General features: G+C 47.1%; 21 protein-coding genes, 1 tRNA gene and 3 pseudogenes. 9 read left to right on the top strand and 16 right to left on the bottom strand.

Annotated elements, in window-relative coordinates:
• Positions 1-15 precede the first annotated feature (15 nt).
• From E4Z61_RS03470 to leuE, 4 genes are all read right to left on the bottom strand, one after another.
• Entirely contained in the window at positions 16-660 is a 645-nt protein-coding gene (locus tag E4Z61_RS03470) for a hypothetical protein (protein ID WP_135321545.1), read from the bottom strand.
• Between the two features lie 231 nt (positions 661-891).
• Positions 892-1,074, bottom strand: coding sequence for a DUF1869 domain-containing protein (locus tag E4Z61_RS03465; RefSeq protein ID WP_003030733.1), 183 nt, complete (start codon positions 1,072-1,074; stop codon positions 892-894).
• 3 nt (positions 1,075-1,077) lie between these two features.
• Positions 1,078-1,440 (bottom strand): DUF1971 domain-containing protein YeaR, encoded by a 363-nt coding sequence (gene yeaR / locus E4Z61_RS03460; protein WP_045441926.1) that lies wholly within the window; start codon positions 1,438-1,440, stop codon positions 1,078-1,080.
• A gap of 175 nt (positions 1,441-1,615) precedes the next feature.
• Positions 1,616-2,254, bottom strand: a complete 639-nt coding sequence (leuE, locus tag E4Z61_RS03455; protein WP_135321544.1) for a leucine efflux protein LeuE — start codon at positions 2,252-2,254, stop codon at positions 1,616-1,618.
• Between the two features lie 259 nt (positions 2,255-2,513).
• Between leuE and ycaC the strand changes: the two genes are divergently transcribed.
• Positions 2,514-3,140: an isochorismate family cysteine hydrolase YcaC gene (gene ycaC, locus E4Z61_RS03450; protein WP_135321543.1), complete on the top strand. Its 627-nt coding sequence runs from the start codon at positions 2,514-2,516 to the stop codon at positions 3,138-3,140.
• 57 nt (positions 3,141-3,197) lie between these two features.
• Here the strand turns inward: ycaC and zinT are convergent, their stop codons facing one another.
• The 6 genes from zinT to E4Z61_RS03420 form a co-directional block, all read right to left on the bottom strand.
• Positions 3,198-3,809, bottom strand: coding sequence for a metal-binding protein ZinT (zinT, locus tag E4Z61_RS03445; RefSeq protein ID WP_240703874.1), 612 nt, complete (start codon positions 3,807-3,809; stop codon positions 3,198-3,200).
• A 156-nt stretch (positions 3,810-3,965) separates the two neighbouring features.
• A complete protein-coding gene (locus E4Z61_RS03440; RefSeq protein ID WP_135321541.1) occupies positions 3,966-4,556 on the bottom strand; it encodes an ATP-binding cassette domain-containing protein in 591 nt (196 codons plus the stop codon).
• Complete coding sequence (locus E4Z61_RS03435; protein ID WP_135321540.1) at positions 4,540-5,334, bottom strand: ATP-binding cassette domain-containing protein; 795 nt, start codon at positions 5,332-5,334, stop codon at positions 4,540-4,542. Before E4Z61_RS03435 ends, E4Z61_RS03440 begins: the two co-directional genes overlap by 17 nt.
• Positions 5,328-6,140: an ABC transporter permease gene (locus E4Z61_RS03430; protein WP_135321539.1), complete on the bottom strand. Its 813-nt coding sequence runs from the start codon at positions 6,138-6,140 to the stop codon at positions 5,328-5,330. Before E4Z61_RS03430 ends, E4Z61_RS03435 begins: the two co-directional genes overlap by 7 nt.
• Complete coding sequence (locus E4Z61_RS03425) at positions 6,130-7,104, bottom strand: ABC transporter permease (RefSeq protein ID WP_135321538.1); 975 nt, start codon at positions 7,102-7,104, stop codon at positions 6,130-6,132. The genes E4Z61_RS03430 and E4Z61_RS03425 overlap by 11 nt, the downstream gene beginning before the upstream one ends.
• Positions 7,104-8,690 (bottom strand): ABC transporter substrate-binding protein, encoded by a 1,587-nt coding sequence (locus E4Z61_RS03420; RefSeq protein WP_135321537.1) that lies wholly within the window; start codon positions 8,688-8,690, stop codon positions 7,104-7,106. The genes E4Z61_RS03425 and E4Z61_RS03420 overlap by 1 nt, the downstream gene beginning before the upstream one ends.
• 436 nt (positions 8,691-9,126) lie before the next feature.
• Here E4Z61_RS03420 and E4Z61_RS03415 point away from each other — a divergent pair, with 436 nt between their 5' ends.
• Positions 9,127-11,214, top strand: coding sequence for a TonB-dependent receptor (locus tag E4Z61_RS03415; protein ID WP_135321536.1), 2,088 nt, complete (start codon positions 9,127-9,129; stop codon positions 11,212-11,214).
• Between the two features lie 625 nt (positions 11,215-11,839).
• Here the strand turns inward: E4Z61_RS03415 and E4Z61_RS03410 are convergent.
• Positions 11,840-12,175 (bottom strand): DUF1294 domain-containing protein, encoded by a 336-nt coding sequence (locus E4Z61_RS03410; RefSeq protein WP_135321535.1) that lies wholly within the window; start codon positions 12,173-12,175, stop codon positions 11,840-11,842.
• Between the two features lie 284 nt (positions 12,176-12,459).
• On the opposite strand from E4Z61_RS03410, the gene E4Z61_RS03405 reads away from it, so the two are divergent.
• A complete protein-coding gene (locus tag E4Z61_RS03405; protein WP_135321534.1) occupies positions 12,460-13,983 on the top strand; it encodes an EAL domain-containing protein in 1,524 nt (507 codons plus the stop codon).
• A gap of 69 nt (positions 13,984-14,052) precedes the next feature.
• Here E4Z61_RS03405 and E4Z61_RS23930 read toward each other — a convergent pair.
• Positions 14,053-14,319: pseudogene (locus tag E4Z61_RS23930) on the bottom strand (IS3 family transposase); the annotation flags it as partial.
• 626 nt (positions 14,320-14,945) lie between these two features.
• On the opposite strand from E4Z61_RS23930, the gene dgcJ reads away from it, so the two are divergent.
• On the top strand, positions 14,946-16,463 hold the full coding sequence (dgcJ, locus tag E4Z61_RS03395) for a diguanylate cyclase DgcJ (protein WP_240703847.1): 1,518 nt from the start codon (positions 14,946-14,948) through the stop codon (positions 16,461-16,463).
• 235 nt (positions 16,464-16,698) lie between these two features.
• Here the strand turns inward: dgcJ and E4Z61_RS03390 are convergent, their stop codons facing one another.
• Together E4Z61_RS03390 and E4Z61_RS03385 are read right to left on the bottom strand one after the other, a co-directional pair.
• Positions 16,699-17,220, bottom strand: coding sequence for a phospholipase D family nuclease (locus tag E4Z61_RS03390; protein ID WP_135321533.1), 522 nt, complete (start codon positions 17,218-17,220; stop codon positions 16,699-16,701).
• A gap of 252 nt (positions 17,221-17,472) precedes the next feature.
• Positions 17,473-17,649: pseudogene (locus E4Z61_RS03385) on the bottom strand (isocitrate/isopropylmalate family dehydrogenase); the annotation flags it as partial.
• Positions 17,650-17,916: 267 nt separating this feature from the next.
• On the opposite strand from E4Z61_RS03385, the gene E4Z61_RS03380 reads away from it, so the two are divergent.
• Positions 17,917-18,231 carry a hypothetical protein gene (locus tag E4Z61_RS03380; protein ID WP_135321531.1) on the top strand — a complete coding sequence of 105 codons (315 nt, stop codon included), beginning with the start codon at positions 17,917-17,919 and terminating at the stop codon, positions 18,229-18,231.
• A 453-nt stretch (positions 18,232-18,684) separates the two neighbouring features.
• Here the strand turns inward: E4Z61_RS03380 and E4Z61_RS03375 are convergent, their stop codons facing one another.
• Complete coding sequence (locus E4Z61_RS03375; RefSeq protein WP_135321530.1) at positions 18,685-19,242, bottom strand: hypothetical protein; 558 nt, start codon at positions 19,240-19,242, stop codon at positions 18,685-18,687.
• Between the two features lie 319 nt (positions 19,243-19,561).
• Between E4Z61_RS03375 and E4Z61_RS03370 the strand changes: the two genes are divergently transcribed.
• Both E4Z61_RS03370 and E4Z61_RS23800 read left to right on the top strand, forming a co-directional pair.
• Positions 19,562-20,134 carry a hypothetical protein gene (locus tag E4Z61_RS03370; protein WP_240703846.1) on the top strand — a complete coding sequence of 191 codons (573 nt, stop codon included), beginning with the start codon at positions 19,562-19,564 and terminating at the stop codon, positions 20,132-20,134.
• A gap of 161 nt (positions 20,135-20,295) precedes the next feature.
• A tRNA-Pro gene (locus tag E4Z61_RS23800) sits at positions 20,296-20,373 on the top strand.
• A gap of 370 nt (positions 20,374-20,743) precedes the next feature.
• On the opposite strand, the gene E4Z61_RS03365 is transcribed toward E4Z61_RS23800, so the two are convergent.
• Positions 20,744-21,133 carry a HumD family translesion DNA polymerase gene (locus E4Z61_RS03365; protein ID WP_135321529.1) on the bottom strand — a complete coding sequence of 130 codons (390 nt, stop codon included), beginning with the start codon at positions 21,131-21,133 and terminating at the stop codon, positions 20,744-20,746.
• A 107-nt stretch (positions 21,134-21,240) separates the two neighbouring features.
• Here E4Z61_RS03365 and E4Z61_RS24030 point away from each other — a divergent pair.
• Together E4Z61_RS24030 and E4Z61_RS03355 are read left to right on the top strand one after the other, a co-directional pair.
• Positions 21,241-21,357, top strand: a pseudogene (locus tag E4Z61_RS24030) (hypothetical protein); the annotation flags it as partial.
• A 96-nt stretch (positions 21,358-21,453) separates the two neighbouring features.
• Complete coding sequence (locus E4Z61_RS03355; RefSeq protein WP_135321527.1) at positions 21,454-21,699, top strand: DinI family protein; 246 nt, start codon at positions 21,454-21,456, stop codon at positions 21,697-21,699.
• The last annotated feature ends 126 nt before the right edge of the window (positions 21,700-21,825 follow it).

The following is a 21,825-nucleotide window of genomic DNA, read 5'->3' as shown; positions in this document are numbered from 1 at the left end:
AGGCTGCGTTTTATCTCAATCGGCCAACTGCGGTTCGCCGACGTGAACAGTCGAATACTCTTCCTGCTTGTCCCGCTGCATAAAACCAAGGTTTATCAGAAACAATCCCGCCATAAACGGCAGTTCATACAACTCTTCAATAAGATCGCCATAATGGGCATTATGCAGAAACAGTGGCGCCAACAGACGGTGATGCTCGACGGTGTCAGAAATCAAAAATGCGCCGGCAGTGATCGCCAGCAACCAGAGTGGTAGCGGCTCATTGCGTACGCGACGTGCAATATCCTGCCGCAAGCGTTTCGACAGTAACACCGGCAGAATAATCATGGCAATTAACACGACTGAGATGGATCTGAACAGAATTTTAGGCTGCTCAGGGAAATAATCACGGCCCCAACTGGTGCTTCTGCCCAGTAATACCAGCCACCAAACTGCCGCCCAAAGCCAAAATTGTTTCTCGCCTTCAGGACGTGATAAAGGTCGAATATAACAGAAGGTGAACACTGCCCCGAATAGCAGCCAGAGCGCCTGCCCATTTTCAATCCATCTGACGACGGTACCGTTTAGCAGAGGAAGATTCCAGTTCGCGGTGAACGGGATCGCCACGATGACCAGTCCAAGAATGAGTGTTGGTAATGTAAGTTGGGTATTCAATTTCATAAGCGCGATGTTCTGTATTGTTACTGTGCTGCGATCATAACCCCTGTGAATGGTTGGCTATTAGCAATGAATGCGATGTTCTTAAGGTATTCTTAAGAATTCTTTTTCCGGACTTTGCGCACAACAAAACCTACACGTTCAGCCAATAAAAAAGCCGCATTGCGCTGTCGTAACGCAATGCGGCTTGCATTGAAAATCTAATAAATTCAAAGAATAAAAGTGAACATGGTGTTACCAGCCGCAGACTTCATGCTCATTTTCGGTATCGTAGGAACGTACAGTATTCACCAGATCTTTGACCACTTCGGCTGCCACGTCGGGGATCAGCAGCGTCATTGGTGCTTCAGTTTCATAATCAACTGAAACGCCATTGCTGTTATTGGTCACGGTAACAGTATAGGTTGCTTTACCCATGATTTACTCCTTGCCGGTACGCACGACTTTTCGTTGATTAGCACTCTCCATCAGGACTTCAGGCGCAACGAAAAAATCGATATTAAAGTAGGTGTCATCGGTCATCACTTCAATGTTATGCCATTTTTCCGGTGGAAAAACGCCAAACTGACCGGCTTCAATAATCATCACCTCTTCAGGCTCCGGGCTGTGTTCATCTGCGAATCCGAGATATTTGACCGCCCCCTGCATAACCGAAAGTCGAGGATAAACCCCGGCACGGGTTCCTTTATCAAGGTGGCGTTCGAAAATTCCGGCAGGCGCAGTTTCTTTGTTCCAGAACGGAGTTGAGCGTGTATGAATGTGATTTTGTGGAATTTGAAGCATCTTTCTTCCCTTTTCCAGTCGACAACCAGCGAGTCTTATTGAACCGCTGCTGTGAACAGGGTACGCCTCAAAATATACATTTAAAATACCATTTATTGGTTATTGTTCTTACAGACTGACAATGAAAAGAATCGGGAAAAACTGAAGACCCGCCGCCATGAGCGGGCCAGTGGCGTTACGACTGAAGCGTCGCCAGACGAGCAGCAAAACCAACAAAAATTAAACCGATAAGGGAATTGCCCACCTTCGCCAGTTTCTTCTTCGTGCGGATATACTGCGTAACAAAAGCACCTGAGAAAATAAGGAAGCTCAGGTAGAAAAAGCTCACCACTTCAAGCGTAATGGCCAAAATAAAGAACGACAGTCCTGAGTGTGCTGCATTGACATCAATAAATTGAACGAAAAATGACACATAAAACAGGATGGCTTTCGGGTTGGTCAGGCTCAAAATTAACGCACGTTTAAAAATTGCGCCAAACGGAACTTCCTCTGCGGCAGCATCGCTTGCTTTCGATTTCAATGTTGCATAAAGGATTTTCGCACCGAGATACAGCAGATAAAAAGCACCAAGATAACGCACAATATTGAACAGTACTGGCGTTGTTTTGATCAATGCGGCAACGCCTGCGTAGGCCAAAAACATCAGCACAGCATCGCCGATAAACACGCCGCATGCGGCAAGATAACCGCCCTTCACCCCTCGCCCGACGCTGTTCTTCAGCACAAATATCGTATTTGGCCCCGGTACCAGCACAATAAAAATAGCCCCCACCAAATACGTCCAGTAATTCAGAACTCCATACTCTGCGAACACGTTAACCTCTTCCTGATAAAACACATGCACTTGCTGCGAGACAATATGCTAACGAATGCATCGTCTGATGGAAAGGGAAATAAGGCCAGGAAGCACTTTCACTCTTTATAGCGCCAAACTGCACGCCATAAATAATTTTCGTTCCAGATTTGCAACGATGAAACTCATTTTTGCGACTACCCAATATCCCGGATTGCCACTACTGTTTATCAATAGATTTAACCCTCAAGACACCCTCTCATCACCTGGAGAAAGAAAAATGACTATTGCTTATAAACGTGTTGATAAAGATCAGGCAGCCGTACTGTTGGTCGATCACCAGGCGGGTTTGCTGTCGCTGGTTCGTGACATTGATCCCGACAAGTTTAAAAATAACGTGCTGGCGCTGGCCGATCTGGCGAAGTACTTCAAATTACCAACTATTTTGACCACCAGCTTTGAAACTGGTCCTAATGGCCCGCTGGTACCCGAGCTGAAAGCACTGTTTCCTGACGCGCCCTACATCGCACGTCCAGGGCAGATTAACGCCTGGGACAACGAAGATTTTGTCAACGCGATTAAAGCGACGGGTAAGAAACAGCTGATCATCGCTGGGGTCGTCACCGAAGTGTGCGTCGCGTTCCCTGCGCTGTCGGCCATTGAAGCTGGGTTCGACGTTTTCGTGGTCACCGATGCTTCCGGTACATTTAACCCACTGACCCGTGACTCCGCCTGGAACCGTATGTCGTCTGCTGGCGTACAGTTGATGACCTGGTTCGGTCTGGCCTGCGAGTTACACCGCGACTGGCGTAATGACGTTGAAGGATTGGGCACTCTGTTCTCTAACCATATTCCTGACTACCGCAACCTGATGACCAGTTACAGTACGCTGGCTGCCGGAAAATAATTTCCGCGAGTTCTGTAACCCGCCGTTATCGGCGGGTTTAATACAGCCTGGTATGAATTAATGATGCAGCATCTCGTCAATAACCGCTGCCGCCTTAAGCTGATACGGATAATAGGTTGGCCAGTTATACATCTCTTCAAGCAGAGCCGCCTGCGACGTATTTCCCATAAAGATGTGAAAATGGCTCGATTTGCGTGGCGCAATAATATGATCGCTAAATTGAACATATTTCGGCGCTTTGCTGTTTGCCTCTTTGCACTCAAACAGATAACGCACACCCTTTTTGCCTGACGTGTAGGTCAATATTTTGTACCCTGCATAGTCATATTTGCACGACGCAACCTGATTGCCGGTATGAAACTCCATCACACCGTTCTCGATGCCTATAGTGTCCACATTAGTGGCGTAGCCTTTGCGGTAATAAGCTTTAATCTCCTCCGCCGTTTTACTTTTATCCTTCTCGGCTTTTTTCTTAAATACCGGATCCAGTTCGCCGCTCAGCAGATAAGGGTAGACAGACTGCCACATTCCATCCCAGTCGGTCAGCGCCCTGTCCTTTACATTGTTATTATCAAAAACCCCCTCTGACGCTTTTTGCTCAATTTCGGTCATCGGCGCGCCGTGGGAATGGTGCCCATGAGCCAACGCCTGACTACTGATGAACAGCATCCCCAGAACTACTGCTAGTTTTTCCAAACGAATAGCCAAAATTCCATCCTCAATATGTTTGCGAGTTAAATGTTATAATATAACATAACCAATTAATCAACGCGGTTATGCAACATTCAACCGCGTCGATAAGCCATTAACACAGAGAAAGGACAATTATGGACAGGGCAGCATTCGCGAACATATCTGATCAAGCAATGCCTGCTGATGGCTGATGATGAGCATCCCCAATGGGCGACGCTGGCATTCTTCAAGCAGCAGAGCCCATATATCTAGTTGAATAGAAGGGTCAAGCTGGGCAGTAATTTCATCGGCAATAAGAAAACGCGTGCGAGGGTCAAGCGCACGAAGCAGTGCAATACGCGCCAGTTCACCACCGGAAAGCTGTCCGGGTCGGCGAGTTAGCCATTCCGGGTTGATATGCAAACGGGAGAGCGTTGTTGCGTCCGGCCGCCAGGCGTCCCGCACCGCATCACCGGTAGTCCGCCAGGGGTTGAACGTCAGTTCAGGGTGCTGCGGCACCAGCTGTACCGGGCAATATTGCCCGACCGGTAACGGTTTATCATCGACTAAAATTTCACCGGAAGTTGGCTTTTGCCAACCGGCAAGCACGCGTCCCAGCGTGGTTTTCCCGGTCCCGCTGGGTGCGCAAATCCCCATACGTTCCCCGATAGCCAGCGATAACGTCAGATTTTGCCACAGCACCTTGCCGCCCTGGCGAATAACAACATCACGACAGCACAGCATTTAGCTCTCCAAAAAGTTGATTTCTTTCAGGTAGCGCCCACCATTGCCGCTGCAGCTGTTCGCTGATTTCTCCACGCAGCAACTGTTCACGACTCACGTTATCCGATACCCGTCCCTGATGCAGGGCGACAATACGATCCGCATGGCGTGCAGCCAGCGTGAGATCGTGCGTCACCCACAACACGCCGCGTCCCTGCTCGCAAAGCCCGCGCAAATGCCCAAGTAACTGATTAGCCAATGGCGCATCAAGCCAGGCTGTTATTTCGTCGGCAAGGATATACTGCGCCTGACTGAGCGACGCATGACACGCCAGTACACGTTTAGCCATCCCACCGGAAAGCTGGCGCGGGAAGGCATCTAATACGCTGGCATCCAGCTGGCTACGCTGGAGCAGTTGTGTCATTTCCCCTGCGTCCCAGGGCTTACCTGAGAGCTGGCTCGCTCTTTTTAAATGCTTTTCAATGGTCAGCAGTGGATTAAGCGCCTGTACGCCCTGTGGTACATAACTAAAGGTATTGCCGCGACATTCACAGATGTCATTGCGATCCATCGTTTTTCCATCGAGAGTTATCGTGCCCTTAACGCGCAGATTTTCAGGTAACAGGTCGAGCAGGCACTGCAACAACAGGCTCTTACCTTCCCCGCTGCCGCCGACTAACGCCACCATCTGACCGGGCGCAATATCAAAAGATATATCCTGTAGCAGCGATGACCATTTTCTCGCGCCGTACCAGCGATAACGCGCCACGTCCAGCGAGACCTGCTTTAAACTCAACATGCATCACCTCTCAACCACAAACGATGTACCGCCCTGGCAAACTGATCAAATAACATTACCAGGCTGAACAGCATTAACCCCGGAAACAGCACCAGCCACCAGTTACCGTGGCTGATAAATCGCAACGCATCCGCCAGCAACAGCCCTAGCGACGGTTCATGCTGCGCCAGCCCGAATCCAAGAAAACTTAGCGCCGCGCTATGCAACACCGCGTGCGGAAACATCAACAGCGTACCGGTTAGCCATTGCGGCAAAAGCGCAGGTAAATAGTGATGGCGCCAGCAGTAAAAATGACCGTGTCCCAGCCGTCGGGTCAGCATCAGGTAGTCACTGTGTGCGACGCGTTCCGCCTCAGCGCGCAGGATTAAGGCCAGACGCGGCCAGTGGGTCAGCGCAACCGCCAGCACGACCCCACTTTTGCCGCCGCCAAGGGTAAAACAGATCAAAATAAGCAGCAGCAGATGCGGCATCGACAGCATGGCGTCGGTGACCAGTCGCATCAGGACATCCATACGCGGATGTAAACGCGAAACCGCCGCCATCAATAAGGCAATCAACCCGCTACACAATGCCGCACCGATACCAATCTGCAGGCTGGTTAACGCCCCCTGAAAGCATCGGACCCATAAATCGCGTCCGAGGTTATCCGTACCAAACCAGTGCTGCGCATCCGGTGGCAGATGGCGGGCCAGCAGATTAACGCTCAGCGCATTATCCAGCGTGGCAGAACCATATAGGGCGATGAAGAGTAGACCGCCCGCAGACAGCAGCAGGCGAATTAACGTTGGGGTTGGGTTATAGAGCATCAGGACGCTCCACCGCTCGATTCAGAACATGGACTAACCAGGAGGAGAGCGAGTTGCCCATAAACACCAGCACGGTACTGAACAGGACGATGCCCATCAGTAATGGCACATCGCCGCGCAATCCAGCATCGATAGTGGCCTGCCCCAGTCCGGGATAAGCAAAGACTTTTTCCGCCAGCAATGCGCCACCAAACAGTTCGCCAAGTGAAGCGAACTGCAGGCACAACGCCGGAGTGATGGCATGACGCAGGACCTGGTGGCGCAACAATGACCATCCCTTGTCCCCCTGAGAGCGAGCAAAACGGACGAATTCGCTTTTCATCACGCTGGCGATGCTTTCTCGGGTATGGAGCGTAATTTGCCCTAATCCCAATAAACTGAGGGCACATACTGGGAGAACCAGATGGCGCAGACGCTCAACGAAGGTGGCCATATCACCACTATTACCCGGTTCCCACGCACAACAGACGGGCAGCAACGGCCAGCGCACCGCAAACACAGCCAGCAGCAGCATACCAATCCAGAAGGTCGGCAATGATGAGAGCAGATAGCTAAGTCGGCAGATCATTTTATCCGGCCAGCGGTTCAGAAAGCGCCCGGCAACAAACCCCATTGCCGTGCCCAGCAAACCCGATAGCAACCATGCGCCACTCAGCAGCGCGAACGAGGTAGCAAAACGCTCTTTGATCACGCTGGCAACCGGCGCATTAAACAGCATCGAATACCCAAGATCGCCCTGCAAGACGCGTACAAACCAGTGTCCGAAACGTTCCCACAGCGGCTGATCCAATCCCCAACGGGCAGCGATGCGCGCATATTGTTCCGGTGGCACATGCAGAAGATCGTTGCCTATATAGGCACGGATCGGATCGACCGGCGAAAAACTGAGCAAGATAAAAGTGCCAGCCGCAACCAGCACTAACAACACGATCAGCCGCAAAAAATGACCCAAAACAGACTTCATCAACGGCAGGTCCAGGTCCATTCATCAAGATTATTGAGCAGAGACCAGCTGCCGTGAATTTCCGGCGCACCTTTACCCAAATTAATGCACGGATTGGCCAGATAGGTGTGCTGGATATTCAGCAACCATGCCCACGCTGCATCCCCCTGGACACCAGCACCCTGCTTGCCATCCCACTCAACCTGTTGCCAGAAAGGCACCGCTTTTTGCCAGTCCGCAGCATCAACGGCATGTTTCAGATGTTGTTCAATCACAGGGTTGCTGTAATAACCGGGGTTGTAATACTCAACGCCCGCTGCCTGCCCGCTGTAGTGATGGAAAAGCTCCATCGGATCTAAACTCCCCCAACCAAACAGTGTTGGGTTTGCATGCATATGGCGCTCAACGGTTTCCCAGCTTCCTGATTGCAGTGATACCGCAATGCCTACAGGTTCCAGCATTGCACGCACAGCTTCGGCTAAATCCCGACGTGTGCTGTCGCCGCTCGCATACCATAAGGTCAGGCGGGCCGCTTTGCCGTCTTTTACACGCACACCATCCGGGCCGACTTTCCAGCCAGCCTGCTCCAGAAGAGTACGTGCTTTTTCAGCGTCGCCATCTTTAAATGCAACCGATGGCCCCTGCCATGGCAACCCCTGAACCGCGCTGTACGCAGGGATAGCGTGACCTTCCATAACCTGCTCAGCAAGTTGCTTACGATCGATGGCGTAGTTAATGGCCCGTCTGATGGCGACATCGGCCGTAATATCGTTACCTACCGGATAACCGTTAGCATCTTTCTTGCCAGCCGGTACCATCGGGAAGACGATCCCCCGATTCTCTACGCTGTTTCGAACCCACAGTTTCAAATTGTTTTGCTGACGGGCAACGGCCATGGACGGCGCAATACGTACCAGACCCAGTTGACCACTGCGTGCGGCAGCGTAAGCGTTATCTTCGTCCAGGAAGACAAACACCAGCCGGTTAAAATCATTTTTCTTACCGGCATACCACGGGTTAGCTTCTACAATCAGCTGTTGGCCCGGTTGAAAACTCACCAGTCGATAAGGGCCTGCGCCAATCGGATTTCTGGCAAACGTTTTTTCATCGTATTGTTTTGCCGGAACAATACCTAACGAACCCAGCACGTTCACAAACGTACTCTGCGGGCTGCGCAGCGTCATTTCTACCGTGCGACTATCTATCAGGCGCGCATGGGTGAAATTCCCCATGTCGATTTTCCCACCGCTTGTCGCGGCTTTGTTGAAGGTGAACACCACATCTTCAGCCGTGAGCGAGGATCCATCAGAGAATTTGAGGTCGGGTTTTAACGTTAACGTCCAGGTTTTACCATCTGCACTGGTCGCTACCTTTTCCGTCAGCAGGTTTCCCCAACTCATATCCGCATTTTGCTTTAATAAAGGCGCATGCAGTAGCAGATAGCTGCCGTGACTCCAGCCCAGCATCGGGTCAAACCCTTCCGTGGGTTCTGGCCCAATAGCCAACTTTAACGTCTGCCCTTCCGCCGCAGGTTGTGCAGCCAAAAGAGAGGAAGAAAATGCCAGTGTCAATGCACACGTCAGCCGTGCCAGCTTGCCTTTAATCATTACCTTATCCCGCTTTTGCGTTATTTTTATGCCACACAACGACAAGCATGCGTTGTACGGTCTCCTGGGGAAGGGATTATGGCGGACCACATTGACGAAAAAAATGATACAGCGCAGAAAAGTATGACGATTTTAAAAAAACATCATACGACTCTCGAATTCTTAATTATTAATGTGCATTGATTCACCACCGTGATTTTTGTTTCCCCCTCTATTTATTCAATTGCATATTAAATGAAAGTTAATAATCGCAGTGATAACTACCCACGCATTCTGTCGTTAATCCTTATCTGAAATTTATGACAATTTATGTATGTTTATTCAAGAAATATACTCATAGTGACAAGTTGTGTAAATTTGTAATGATAATTATTTGTATTATCATTTCCATCAATTATCTTACTGCCTTTGAATTTTTAACAAAGGAAGTTTGACTATGCGTTTAAAACCTGTTGCCTCTGTCGTTCTGTCCTGTCTTGGATTCAGCTGTACTTATGCCTTCGCCGATGACGTGATGGTCGTGACCGCTTCTGGTTACGAAAAAAAGATCACCAACGCCGCAGCTAGCGTTTCAGTTATCTCTCAACAAGAATTACAAACCAATAAATATAATGATCTGGGGGAAGCCCTGCGCTCTGTAGAAGGGGTGGATGTTGAAAGCAGCACCGGTAAAACCGGCGGTCTGGAGGTCAGCATTCGCGGCATGCCCGCCAGCTATACCCTAATTCTGATAGACGGTATTCGTCAAAATGGCAGCAGTGATGTGACACCAAACGGCTTCTCTGCCATGAACACCAGTTTTATGCCTCCACTGGCAGCCATCGATCATATTGAAGTGATCCGCGGCCCCATGTCGACACTATACGGTTCAGATGCTATTGGCGGTGTCGTTAACATCATCACCAAAAGAAGTACGGATAAATGGAGCACATCCATCAATACCGGTGTTAACCTACAGGAAAGCAATAAATGGGGTAACAGCACGGTCGCTAACTTTTGGTCAAGCGGTCCTTTAATCGCCGGCGTGCTGGACATGCAGGTGCGCGGAAGCACGACACAGCGACAAGGCTCCAGCGTCACTTCCCTGAGCGACACCACGTCGACGCGCGTGCCTTATCCAACGGAATCGGAAAACTACAACATCGGTACCCGTCTGGACTGGAAAACCGGTGAAAGCAATACGCTGTGGTTGGATCTCGATTCCGCCAGGCAGCGCTACGACAATGATGACGGGCAACTTGGCAACCTGACCGGGGGTTACGATAAAACCCTGCGCTATGAGCGCAACAAGGTCACTCTGGGTCACGATACCGCATTAACATTCGGCACCTGGAAATCATCCGTGGGCTGGAATGAAACCGAGAACAAAGGCCGCCAGTTGGTCTCTTCTGCCCTTACGCCGGAAAACGCAGGCAGGGCTGGTGACGCTCGTGAACTGAAAAATACCAACGTCATTCTGGATTCGATGCTGCTGACACCGTTGGGCGATTCGCATTTGTTTACCCTCGGGGGAGAATACTGGGATGCCCGCATGAAAGACGGCGTGGTATTGGCTAATACCGGTGAGACATTCCACCAGAAAACATGGGCGACCTACGCGGAAGATGAATGGCACATTCTCGATTCGCTGGCATTAACCGCAGGTACACGCTATGAGCATAATGATGTCTTTGGCGGACACCTCAGCCCACGTGCCTACATGGTCTGGGACGTCTCCGAAGAGTGGACCCTGAAAGGCGGTGTGACAACCGGATACAAAGCCCCGTCACTCAGCCAATTACACAACGGCATCAGCGGTGTTACCGCCCAGGGAACCGTCAATACGGTCGGCAATCCTGATCTTAAACCAGAAGAAAGCACCAGCTATGAAACCGGGCTGTATTATGAGAATGATGCAGGGCTGAACGCAAACGTGACTGGTTTCTATACCGAATACAAAAATAAAATTGTCTCATATTCTATCGATGACAATACCAACAGCTATACCAACAGCGGCAAAGCAAGAACGGACGGTGTTGAATTCGCCAGCACCTTCCCTCTTTGGTCCGACGTGCTGAGTTTATCCCTCAACTACACCTACACACAGAGCAAGCAAAAGGATGGCGAGAACAAAGGCGCGCCGTTGAGCTACACCCCCAAACATATGGCTAACGCCCGTTTGAACTGGCAGGCAACCGAGGATATGAACGCATGGTTAAGCGCACGCTACCGCGGTAAAGCCCCGCGCTTTACCGAAAATTATGACAACCTCAGCGCAGTACAAAAGGCTGTGTATGATGATAAAGGGGCAAATTTAAAAGCCTGGACCGTTCTGGATATGGGAATGTCCTATAAGTTGACCAAAGAACTGACCCTGAATACAGCCGTCAATAACGTGTTGGATAAAGACTTTAGCGACGTCACACTGTATCAGGTAGGCCGCAACAGCACCTACGCAGGTGACTATTACCAGACCGCACAATCCACAACAGGATACGTAAACCCGGGTCGCAACTACTGGGTTTCATTAAACTACCAGTTCTAAATTTTCTTTACTTCTGCTAGCCGGGCTATGACTGATAGCCCGGCATGTTTCGTCAAAAGAATAAAGGCGTACCAATTAGACCTACTGTCAGGAAAAAGCAATGGCACGAAGAACAGAACTTAGAGGGATAGCAAATTCGCTGAATAGCAGCTTTGTCAGTCGAAACAACGAATTCGGCGGATACTGGGCTATCGGTCAGCTAAAACGCTTTGCTATCGAACACCGGCTTACTACCATAGAATTTTCATTGTCCGCGCATAGGTCTAATGCCAGTGTCCCACTAATAGATCATATTACACAACATTACACGTCTGTCCTGACCGATCTGATGATGATACAGAAGCTGCCAAAATCCTGGGTCAACGGTGTCAGGATTACGCTCGACTTCGACCCGGCAGTTGAAGATGCACAGCTGTATGACAGTCCAACATCAGGCGAGCCTTTCACATCTTTATGCCAAATAGAGGATGATAATGGTCGCCACTATTCCTCCCTCATCTGTGGCCGATGCAAGCCTCATTCTGCTGTGAGAGAATTACGGTCACTGCGGATATTGCCGCCATAGAAATGCTGTAACGTATTCCATGTCCCTGCCAGTAAGATGATTAATGAGCAGCGTTGCCTTTTAGCGTGGGTAGAGCTGATATACCGCCGCCATAGCCGAGACACTCAATATCACACTGATGATAAAATAGGTTTTGAATGGCTGTTTTTGTGTTTTATGTCGAAAGAGTTGTTGACCCGCAATCGCACCAGCCCATCCCCCCACAACCCCAAACACCAGCAAAGTGGATTCCGGCACTCTGCGCCAGACCTTACGCGCCGCTATTTTATCTACGCCATATATCACCAGCGTCAGCACGTTAGCACTCAAGAACCATACCACCAGGGGATGCAACGTAAAATAGCTGCCGATCGCCGCTACGATCAGTAACAAATAACAACAGCGATTGAGATTCATATCATTAGCCACAACAATTTTCAGAGTGAATAAAAGCGCATTATACGCAATACAAATGGCGCTGGAGTCCACTGGTATAACACCAGCGCACAGTCACCTCGCATCCATCAAGCAAGCAGGAACATTTTCGATAACATCATTCAGTACCCGATTCTCAAGACAACGATCGGCATACAGACAAAATAGCGCTCTGGTCATAGCTATTTCCAGCGCTGTCTACCATGCTCTCTGTATAAGGTGAATTGGCCAAGAAATTCTCACTCTTTTCGCCACAGGACACAATCATGCGCAGTACATTTCTTCCAATAATCGTTGCTGTGTGCCTTTCTCTTGCCGGCGTTTCTATTCTGAGCCTACAGCTATGGTATTCATCAAACGCCGACAGCCTTGCCGGGGCTAAGTATGCAGAAAAAAATATAAATCGGATCCTTGATGAGGCTGCAATGGCGACTCGAACGGCTATGGATATCGTGATTGAAGGATGCAATCTGGAAGAACAATATCAGCTCGGTACTGAAGCCGCCCTGAAGCCTCATCTGCGGACTATTCTCATCATCAAGAGAGGCGCGGTATGGTGTTCATCGCTACCGGGTAATCGCGTGTTGTTGACTCACATTCCCAGTATGTCTGATACAAACTTGCTTCTTGTGCCAGCAAAAGACACCGTAAATGAACTGCCAATACTGTTATACCAGACAAATTTTGTGGCAAGCCGCATTTTAGTCACCATTAGCGATCAGCACATCCGGGATGCATTAAATGTTCCGTTGAAAGGGGTAGATTATTCTTTACTAGTCGGTAAGAGTGTCATCGGCACGTCTGGTGATGTGACGACAGTAAATACCAGCAAACAACTTGCCGGAAGGATTGAGTCTACAAAATATCATTACAGTATAATCTACAACCAGCCGCCGTTGTTTAGCCTACTCAGAATTGTCACTAAAGGTCCGGGCATACTGATTTTCATCCTGCTAATATCTTGTGTAACCGCCTACTTTCTTGAAATATATTTCAAAAAAAATGACACACCTGAAGAAACCCTGCGTAGAGCAATTATAGCTGGCGAAATCGTTCCCTTTTACCAAATAATTGTAAATGGCAGTGATGGGACACTACGTGGCGTTGAAGTATTGGCAAGGTGGAAGCACCCGAAGGTAGGATATATTTCCCCCGCATCCTTTATTCCTGTTGCCGAGAAGTCAGGTCTTATCATACCGCTAACCCGAAACCTGATGATACAAGTTGTGAAGCATATGAATACCATTTCCAACAAGTTACCGGAAGGATTTCATATTGGGATTAACTATAGTGCAACCCATATTACATCCCCCACCTTTGTGGAGGAATGTCTGAAATACCGGGATAGCTTCAACCGTAGCGATTTACATTTAGTCATTGAAGTCACCGAACGAGAACCCTTACATGTCGATGAAAATCTTGTCCGTAGGCTAAATACACTGCATGAGAACGGCTTTGTTATAGCACTTGATGATTTTGGCACAGGTTACTCAGGACTGTCATATCTCCATGATTTACATATTGATTATATTAAGATTGACCAGAGTTTTATCGGTCGAGTTAATGCAGATCCAGATTCAACCAGAATTTTAGATTGTGTACTGGAGCTGGCACGCAAACTTTCGTTGAGCATTGTTGCAGAGGGTGTCGAAACAAAAGAACAACTCGACTATCTGAATAAAAATAATATCACGTTCCTGCAAGGATACTATTTCTATAAGCCAGTCGCTTTCACAGAACTGATAATGATTCTGTTGTCAAAACCCAAAGTAAAAGTTGTTGTTGGGTGAACATACTAAGATTATGACACCAGCATAAAGGTATGGGACACACTTTAGAAATAAATCGCCGCAGATAATCTAGACACTTCCGAGCCGTTGATAATATTGGTTTTCGTATTCTGTCGGTGGCATCTGATTGCTCGGACTATGCCGACGTCTACAGTTATAAAACATTTCGATGTAATCAAAAATATCGCTGCGGGCTTCTTCCCGCGTTCCATAGAACTTTTTCTTTATCCGTTCGCGTTTCAGTAGCTGGAAAAAGCTTTCCGCAACCACGTTGTCGTGTCAGTTACCGCGACGACTCATGCAGACTTCCAGACCGTGTGATTTCAGGAACGACTGCCCTGATGAGAGTGAACCAGTACCTGTTGTTGAGGATTTTACCGCGGTTGCCGCCAGCATCTAAGATAACAAGGGTGTTGATATGATTTTCGATTTCATTGGCGCACCTTCTTTTGAACGAAACGTGAACGCACTCAATTTTGGTGGTCGTCTGGTACAGATTGGCGTTATGGGGGGGCATTGAAAACGCGAAAATCCCGCTGGTTCGGGTGCTGTAACGTCATCTGCAGATTATTGGCACAGTAATGAAATCGTGTTCGCAGGACGTAAATCATGAGATGTCCCATCGGTTTAAAGTAGCGCTGGTAAAGACGGGCTGAGCCCGGTGATTGACAGCGTATTTACGCTGGCAGACGCCAGTAAAACTCCCCAGCGTATTGAAGATGGCCTAAACACCGGAAAATTGTGTTGACGATGTAGGGGACGCAAACGAACAGGTTACTCTCCTAGCGTGCTGCAGAAATGATGCCCGCCTCTTCTCGCAGTACAGACCGCGCAATAACGTCCAGGCTGTTTTGCGAGAAGAGGCGGAAGCTTTGTCCCTGGAGGCATCACCTGCTAAAATGCCGTTGTTTGGTGCTACACTTGCTATTATTTTCAGGTGGTACAACAGGGAATTAGCCATCTTGTCCAGACAAAAATATATCAGTGCGATTATCCTGATCTTGGTTTGCACAACCTCACTGTTTGCCACGCTGGCTGTTCGTGAAGCACACGATTTACAGAACTATATGGGGTATGTCGCTGAAAATGGGAAGTCGGCGCTTTTCCATGAAGAGTCTATTAACCAGAATATTGCCACCCGCCTTTCGCGGGAATTTTATCGCCGAATAGCCGATGCGCCCCCCGACGATACTGAACGGGCAGCAATATGTCAGCACCTTGAAACCGAGGGGGGTATTTACGGATTCAATCTGTTGAAGAAAAACAGGAATAACCTCGACGGCACCCTGCAAACCCGCAATAGATCGTGTAACGAGTGGGGGGGAGACATTGGCGCGCTATCGGTTATTCACACCGCTGAGCGCGCGGCTCAGTCGAAGTACAGCTTTTCAAATTATACCGGCTATAGGTTCAGAAATATCAGATACTATATCGATCTTACTCACAACTATATTTATATCAATCAGCCAGTTAACACTCAAAACTATACCTTCAGTAACTGGCTCGTGGGTAATAATGGCAGCATCAATATCGCTCGCAGCACACACACGATTTCGATTGATGATAATGCCCTGACAGATCTGCTGACGGGGGAAACCACGCTGTCTCATATTTATCAGGATGGCTATACCCGCAATAATATTATCAGCATGCTTACCCCGGTATTTCTGGGTGATAAAGTAAAAGGTATTCTGATTACAGACATCAACATTGACGATCTGGTGGTTTCGTTTAATACTGTCGACCGTCCGTTGTTGTGGCAATTCCTTTCTTTGTATGTCACCGATAATGGAACCGGCAGCCATATTGTTTTCCATAAACCATATATCAAATCTTATGCTTTGATCAGTTATGAAGACTCGCTCACCCAGTATTACACCCTGCATGTGAAACTGGATGCTATCTACGTCATTATTGCAAATTTATGGCTGTTACTGCTTTATCTCCTCGGAACCTGGGCATTATGCCGGTATGCCCATAAACAATTAATCAGGCAAACGTTGCTTTCCAGGGATAACGTGACGGACGCGATGACCGGGCTGTATAACAGAAAAGTTATTACACCGGAGCTGGAACATAAAATCCGCTCACTCGTTGACAGAGTTATCCCCGTCACGGTCATCGCCATTGACAGTGATGGACTCAAAAGAATAAATGACTCTCTCGGCCACCATATGGGCGATAAAGTGATACAGATGCTGGGGATGGCGCTGGGCAATACCATTCGTAAAAGTGACTACGGTATCCGGCTTGGGGGCGATGAGTTCTGTCTGGTTCTTATCGATTATTCTCTGAATAAATCCCGTGATGTTATTACCCGTGCGCAGGAACAATTACTCGCGATTGACACGGATAAACTGGTGGCATTTTCCTGGGGGGCATATCAGTTGCTGCCAGGAGACACACTGGAAGTGGCGATGCTGAAAGCCGATGAGTTGCTTTATCAGCATAAGCGGAGCAAGTACCCCGAGCGTAAGTGATGATTTTACGTTATTTTTTTGCCCAAATCATACTGACGATGCCACTAAGAAGCGGTTTAAAATCACTTTGCGGCTCCAAGGGAAATCGGTTACCTTGGGATCCAACAGTGTTAATGAAAAAAATTTAACCCGCTTCTCATAATGAATTCTCAGCTCGAAGCGGACCAGATAACTGAGCTAAAGATCTGTTCTGAGCGACAAGTAGAACGTTCAAAGCCGTTAGCGTAAAGAGCGGCTAACTCTGCTTTTTAAGTTCAAAGGGTTCAGATATCGCCCATCGAGAAGCAAAATGCTTCTGATATTGAGACACGACTTCAGGCATCTTTTTAATTACGATAACATTCTCGCTATTGTCATACTCCGCTGATTTTGCGTAATTAAAGGAACCCGTCTCTAAAGTTGAACCATCAACAATCATCATCTTATCGTGCTGAATATGGTAATGCCCATCAATGCGAAGCTCCACTCCATGGCGGGTAATGTCGCGCATTGCAGCCAGTGATGTAGTTCCTTTATTTCGACGTTTATCGATAACAACTTGTACTCGAACACCTCGCTGTTGAGCCGCATCTAGTGCGGCAACAATATCTTTAGCCTGGAATGCGTATGCAACCATCTGTATAGAAGAATGCGCTTCATTGATGGTATCCAAAACCAGCCTTTGTGCACTGCCCTCCGGAGAAAAACCCACCTCAATTGATGGAGCTGCAGAAGCTGACCCAGCAATGATGAGCAGTAAAAAGGCCGGTTTATTCATGGTGACTTTTCTCAGTAAGTATTCAATGCGTTTAGGATTTCTCAGGATGAGTCTCTCCTTCGATGAAGAGCCTGTCGATAATACTCTCAACGTCTGCTTTTGGCACGTAACTGAATTGCCACGGATAATAGTCGATGTAAAAACAGGGTGGAAAGTCTTAGTTTTTAGGGGATTGTTTTGGGGAAAGAATTTTACAGGTACAAAAAAACGGGAACCACCTGGCTCCCGCTCTCATACAACCCATAATCTAGATTACATGTTTTCTATGATCGCGTCACCAAACTCTGAACATTTCAGCAGTTTAGCGCCGTCCATCAGACGTTCGAAGTCATAGGTTACGGTTTTCGCGTTGATCGGACCACTCATACCTTTAACAATTAAGTCAGCCGCTTCGACCCAACCCATGTGGCGGAGCAGCATCTTACGGGATTACACTTTACCAATTGATAAGTAGAATGAAATATACGTTCAACAATCCTAGACTCGCCTTATTGACTTGAGTCTAAATGTCTGAATTAGCTAGATCATTTTTGAGTTTTGATAACCAATTTCTGGCCTTCAATTACGCAAGGGTCAATGGTTTTTTAACTTTGAACATTGGAATTTTTGTGACCTCTGATTGATATCCCATACCCTAACCACCGTATACTACTTTGTGCACAGCACCTTTTTTATGCTGAAAATTAAGGATATATAATGGCCGCCGACTACATTCTTGAGCAGCAGATGGAAGAAATTGAAGAACAAAGAAAAGATTTCATAGCTGAAACAGCTGCCACTTTCGTGATTGTCAATGGCATAGACCGTAGTTCAGCAATTGATGCTGTTAAAAAAGCATTAGATTTACGAGAAGAATATCAGAATGATATTGGCGTTTGCATTCCCGGGGACGAAGATGAGGCGGACCAGTGGTTGACTCCTGAAACGCAGCTCCCTTCTCTGCCTGAAAACTCAAAACAGAGAAGCCAAATTGCTGCAGTCGCCAAAGAACTGCGTGAAGAATTGGATTAATTGTTCTCACACCTCGGGAAAATCACCGTGGGTTCAACTCCCGCCAGCCAATCATGATTGGACAGTGCCAGGACAGCACTAACAAAAACAGTAAGTTAGCAGTCTCAGCAGGACACCGACCAGACGGTGAGGGGACAAAAAAGGATACGCAAAGGAGCCGCGGCTCCCGAGTGACATGAAAGCCCGCTTATGCGGGCTTTTTTGCTTTTGCTCTTTTGCCTCATTCGCCACGCTCAATGCGACCACAAACAGCAGCCCACTTTTTTTTCACCATAATTCCTGCTTTTTAGCCATAACTGATGTAAGCGTCTGCTATGAGCGAACAGCGGATATTTTATCGAAATTCTTCAACAAGGCGCAGGAACCACGCCAAAGTTTACAATCTCTATCATTGATAGTGATAGCATCTCGACCCAACCCTAAGAAAATAGAAGAAACTGAATTCTGCCAAGTTTAGTTAATTGGTTGTGCGCAGGCTTTCCTGTCATCACTTATTTTTGAAATATCTTTTTGATACTGAACAACCCAGTCTCTTTTTAATGCATCCAATTTTTTTAGAACTGAATCTTCCGACTTAGATTTATTGTCCTCTGAGGAGAATATTGATCTAGTTAAATCAGTTATGTCAAAAGTTATTTTTGTGAGTTCATTACTCGAATATGCTATTGTTTTCATCCCTTCAAGTGAAACCAAGCTTAAGTTTTTCACTAAGAGGTTATTATCCTGGCCATAAAATCCAAATTGAGTCACTACGTTATAGTAAGCACCAATGCCACCAAGAAATGCAGATGCATGGTTTCGCAAGTTTTCTTCCTTTAAGTTAAACCTTTCCAAACAAATGTTCTTTTGTTGAAGTGCCGACGTTCTCTCAGAGCTCTTGTCTGCTTGTTCATTAGAAAGCCATGAAGAAAAAATAACGGCACTAGCAGCTAACATTGCGCCAATAATAGTCCCAGCCACACCGATTAAAGCGCCAGAATTTTGACCGGAATTACTTTGTGATGAAGACATAAAAACTATTCCTTATTTTAATTACCTTTCAAATACACGAAAAATTCTCTTGTGAGATCAGTAAATACTCGTTCAGAACAATGCATAGCATTCAAATATAAACCTGTCAAAAAACCTCGTTCACATTAATGAATTTAACAAAGGTTGAATCCGCGTCAGGGCAGAGTCATTCCCTAATAATCAATGCATTACAGAGTTTTCTAGGCCCATCTTTGGCACGGAGCAAACAGACCAACAGGTTGTCAGGTCCGTTCTGAGCGAATTGCAGAAGTCTCTGATATGCTTGATAGTAATGCTTACAGATATAATTGACAAGATCATGAAATTTATACTTAAAGAATTGTTAAGTGCTGTCGATATTAGTAATTACACTAAAAAAAGGAACATGGAACATATGCTAAATTTAGACGAAATGCGCAGCGCATTAAGGAAACAAAACTCTATAACAGCAGGCCAAGATGGTGAGAAGTATGCTAGTGAATGGCTGGAAAAATCCAAGTGGAAATTTGAATGTGTTGAGCAAGGAACAAACACCTTATCTGCAAACTTGAAATCATATGGGGGGAAACGCCCAGATTTCATTATTGACGCTGATCACTCCTCTTATATTCTTTTAGATGCGAAGTATCACTCAACAGATAGGTGTACCTCCTTTACACTTACTGATTGTGAAATAGGAAAGTATCGAGCACTCCAGCAATTCTTAAAAAACGCGAATAGTGATTGTACTTTCGAAGTAGTCTTCATGGTGTTTCCGAAAGAAAAAAATGGTAATGAATTCACATTCGTGATCCTGGATGAGTTTGATAAAGGAGAGTGTACGACTCTAGCATCAAAAGATGCAACGAAAATTAGTCTACTCAACCGAGATGATTTATGGTTTAAAAGTTAATTAGTAAACATTAATTGACTTGCACCTTTTTTAATTACTGTTCCCAGTATGCCGAAAATGTCTCATTTATTTGAATAATTGTATATTTAATAGATATATGCTGACTATTCCTAAGCTTATTCTAGTTGTTAACAAGACTATGTGCTATGAATGTCTGCTTCTGGCACATAGCAGCCCTTAAGACGGTAGCTCGCCGTCATGGGGTGTCGGGGGTCGGGGTTCAAATCCTCTCGTGCCGACTAAAAAATCCTGTAAGAACCAGCCTGTTACGGCTGTTTTTTTATGCTTGTTTTCTGAACGGGGAAGCTTCGGGGAATTACTGGGGAGAAACGCCGCTATAACTACAGGCAGTACAGTAACTGTGAGTAGTCGATGATGAAAAACCGGGTGCCTGCTGACATCCACAGATACCCGTAATCACACAGCAGTGCATATTGGATACGCTATATCCGTAGCGAGTGGGTAGATTTATAGTCATTACAACGACGGCTGTCATTAAATCTTTGTGATTGATATCTAATATCTTTAACTAAAATATTACCAATATCATGAGTGGTTAAATAACCACCAAATAAGCATAATTATCCTTTTCCATTGATGTGTTTCTATCTACATAACCGGACAGTCATCAAACTCCGCGTTCCTGGCATCATTAATGATGCAAGTGATCACCCCGAATACTGTGTGTGAAGAACTATAGCCATCCGCGTCTACGGGCAGTTCCGCTCTTCTCCCGTTATCCAGATTGATCAGATGTGGTTCCGGGTGAATTCGATATCGCTTGATCATGAATTCCCCGTCTATTGCACATATCAGCAGCGAGCCATCACAGGCTGAAAGCGATGCATCCACAACAAGCAGCACCTCCTGCAGTATCCCCTCCCTGAAATGTGAACACGATGCCCGCATGAAATAAGTCGTTGATGGCTTGCTGATAAGCTGTTGATCGAGAGAGATGCGATGCTCAACATAATCAGATGCTGGTGACGGAAATCCCATGGCTATAGTCCTCCGTTTGGATTGAACAGCTGAAATGTACGGTTCTCACCTTCCTGCGTTGAGACATCGCGGAAGGTCGTCACATACCATTCGACCCATTCGTTGGCCTGCTTCATCGTCCAGTACCAGTTAACCTTGCCCAGTTCAAGGACAAACCGCTGTGTGGTGACAGTCTTCCTGCCATTCGGTTCTTGCTGTATAGAAGCATACCAAGTCATTTCAATATCGCTACGTCGTGGCATCACTTCACCCTCACTTGAATACCGGATAAAAACACAGTATAAATACTGTATATACATCCAGCAAAAAGGTAATAAGCAATGTTCGTGGAACTCGTTTATGACAAAAGGAATTTTGATGGTCTGCCCGGTGCAAAAGATATCATTCTGGGCGAATTGAGTAAGAGGGTTCACCGGATTTTCCCCGATGCTGATGTTCGGGTTAAACCGATGATGACACTGCCGGCGATCAACACTGACGCCAGCAAGCATGAGAAGGAACAGATAAGCCGTACTGTTCAGGAAATGTTTGAAGAGGCTGATATGTGGTTACTGGCTGACCAATAATCTAAAATCCACTATGGGTAGGGTTTGTTAAATACTCACACCATCGATTAAAGGCAGTCTGCCGCTGCCTGTTCTTGCATATCGCATAGCTGCGGGCCCTCCTCCGCGATACAAACATCAGTCATT

The organism is Citrobacter tructae, assembly GCF_004684345.1.
Taxonomy (GTDB): Bacteria; Pseudomonadota; Gammaproteobacteria; order Enterobacterales; family Enterobacteriaceae; genus Citrobacter; species Citrobacter tructae.
The sequence above is the reverse complement of the archived record's forward strand: the minus strand, read 5'-3'. Positions and strand labels throughout refer to the sequence as shown.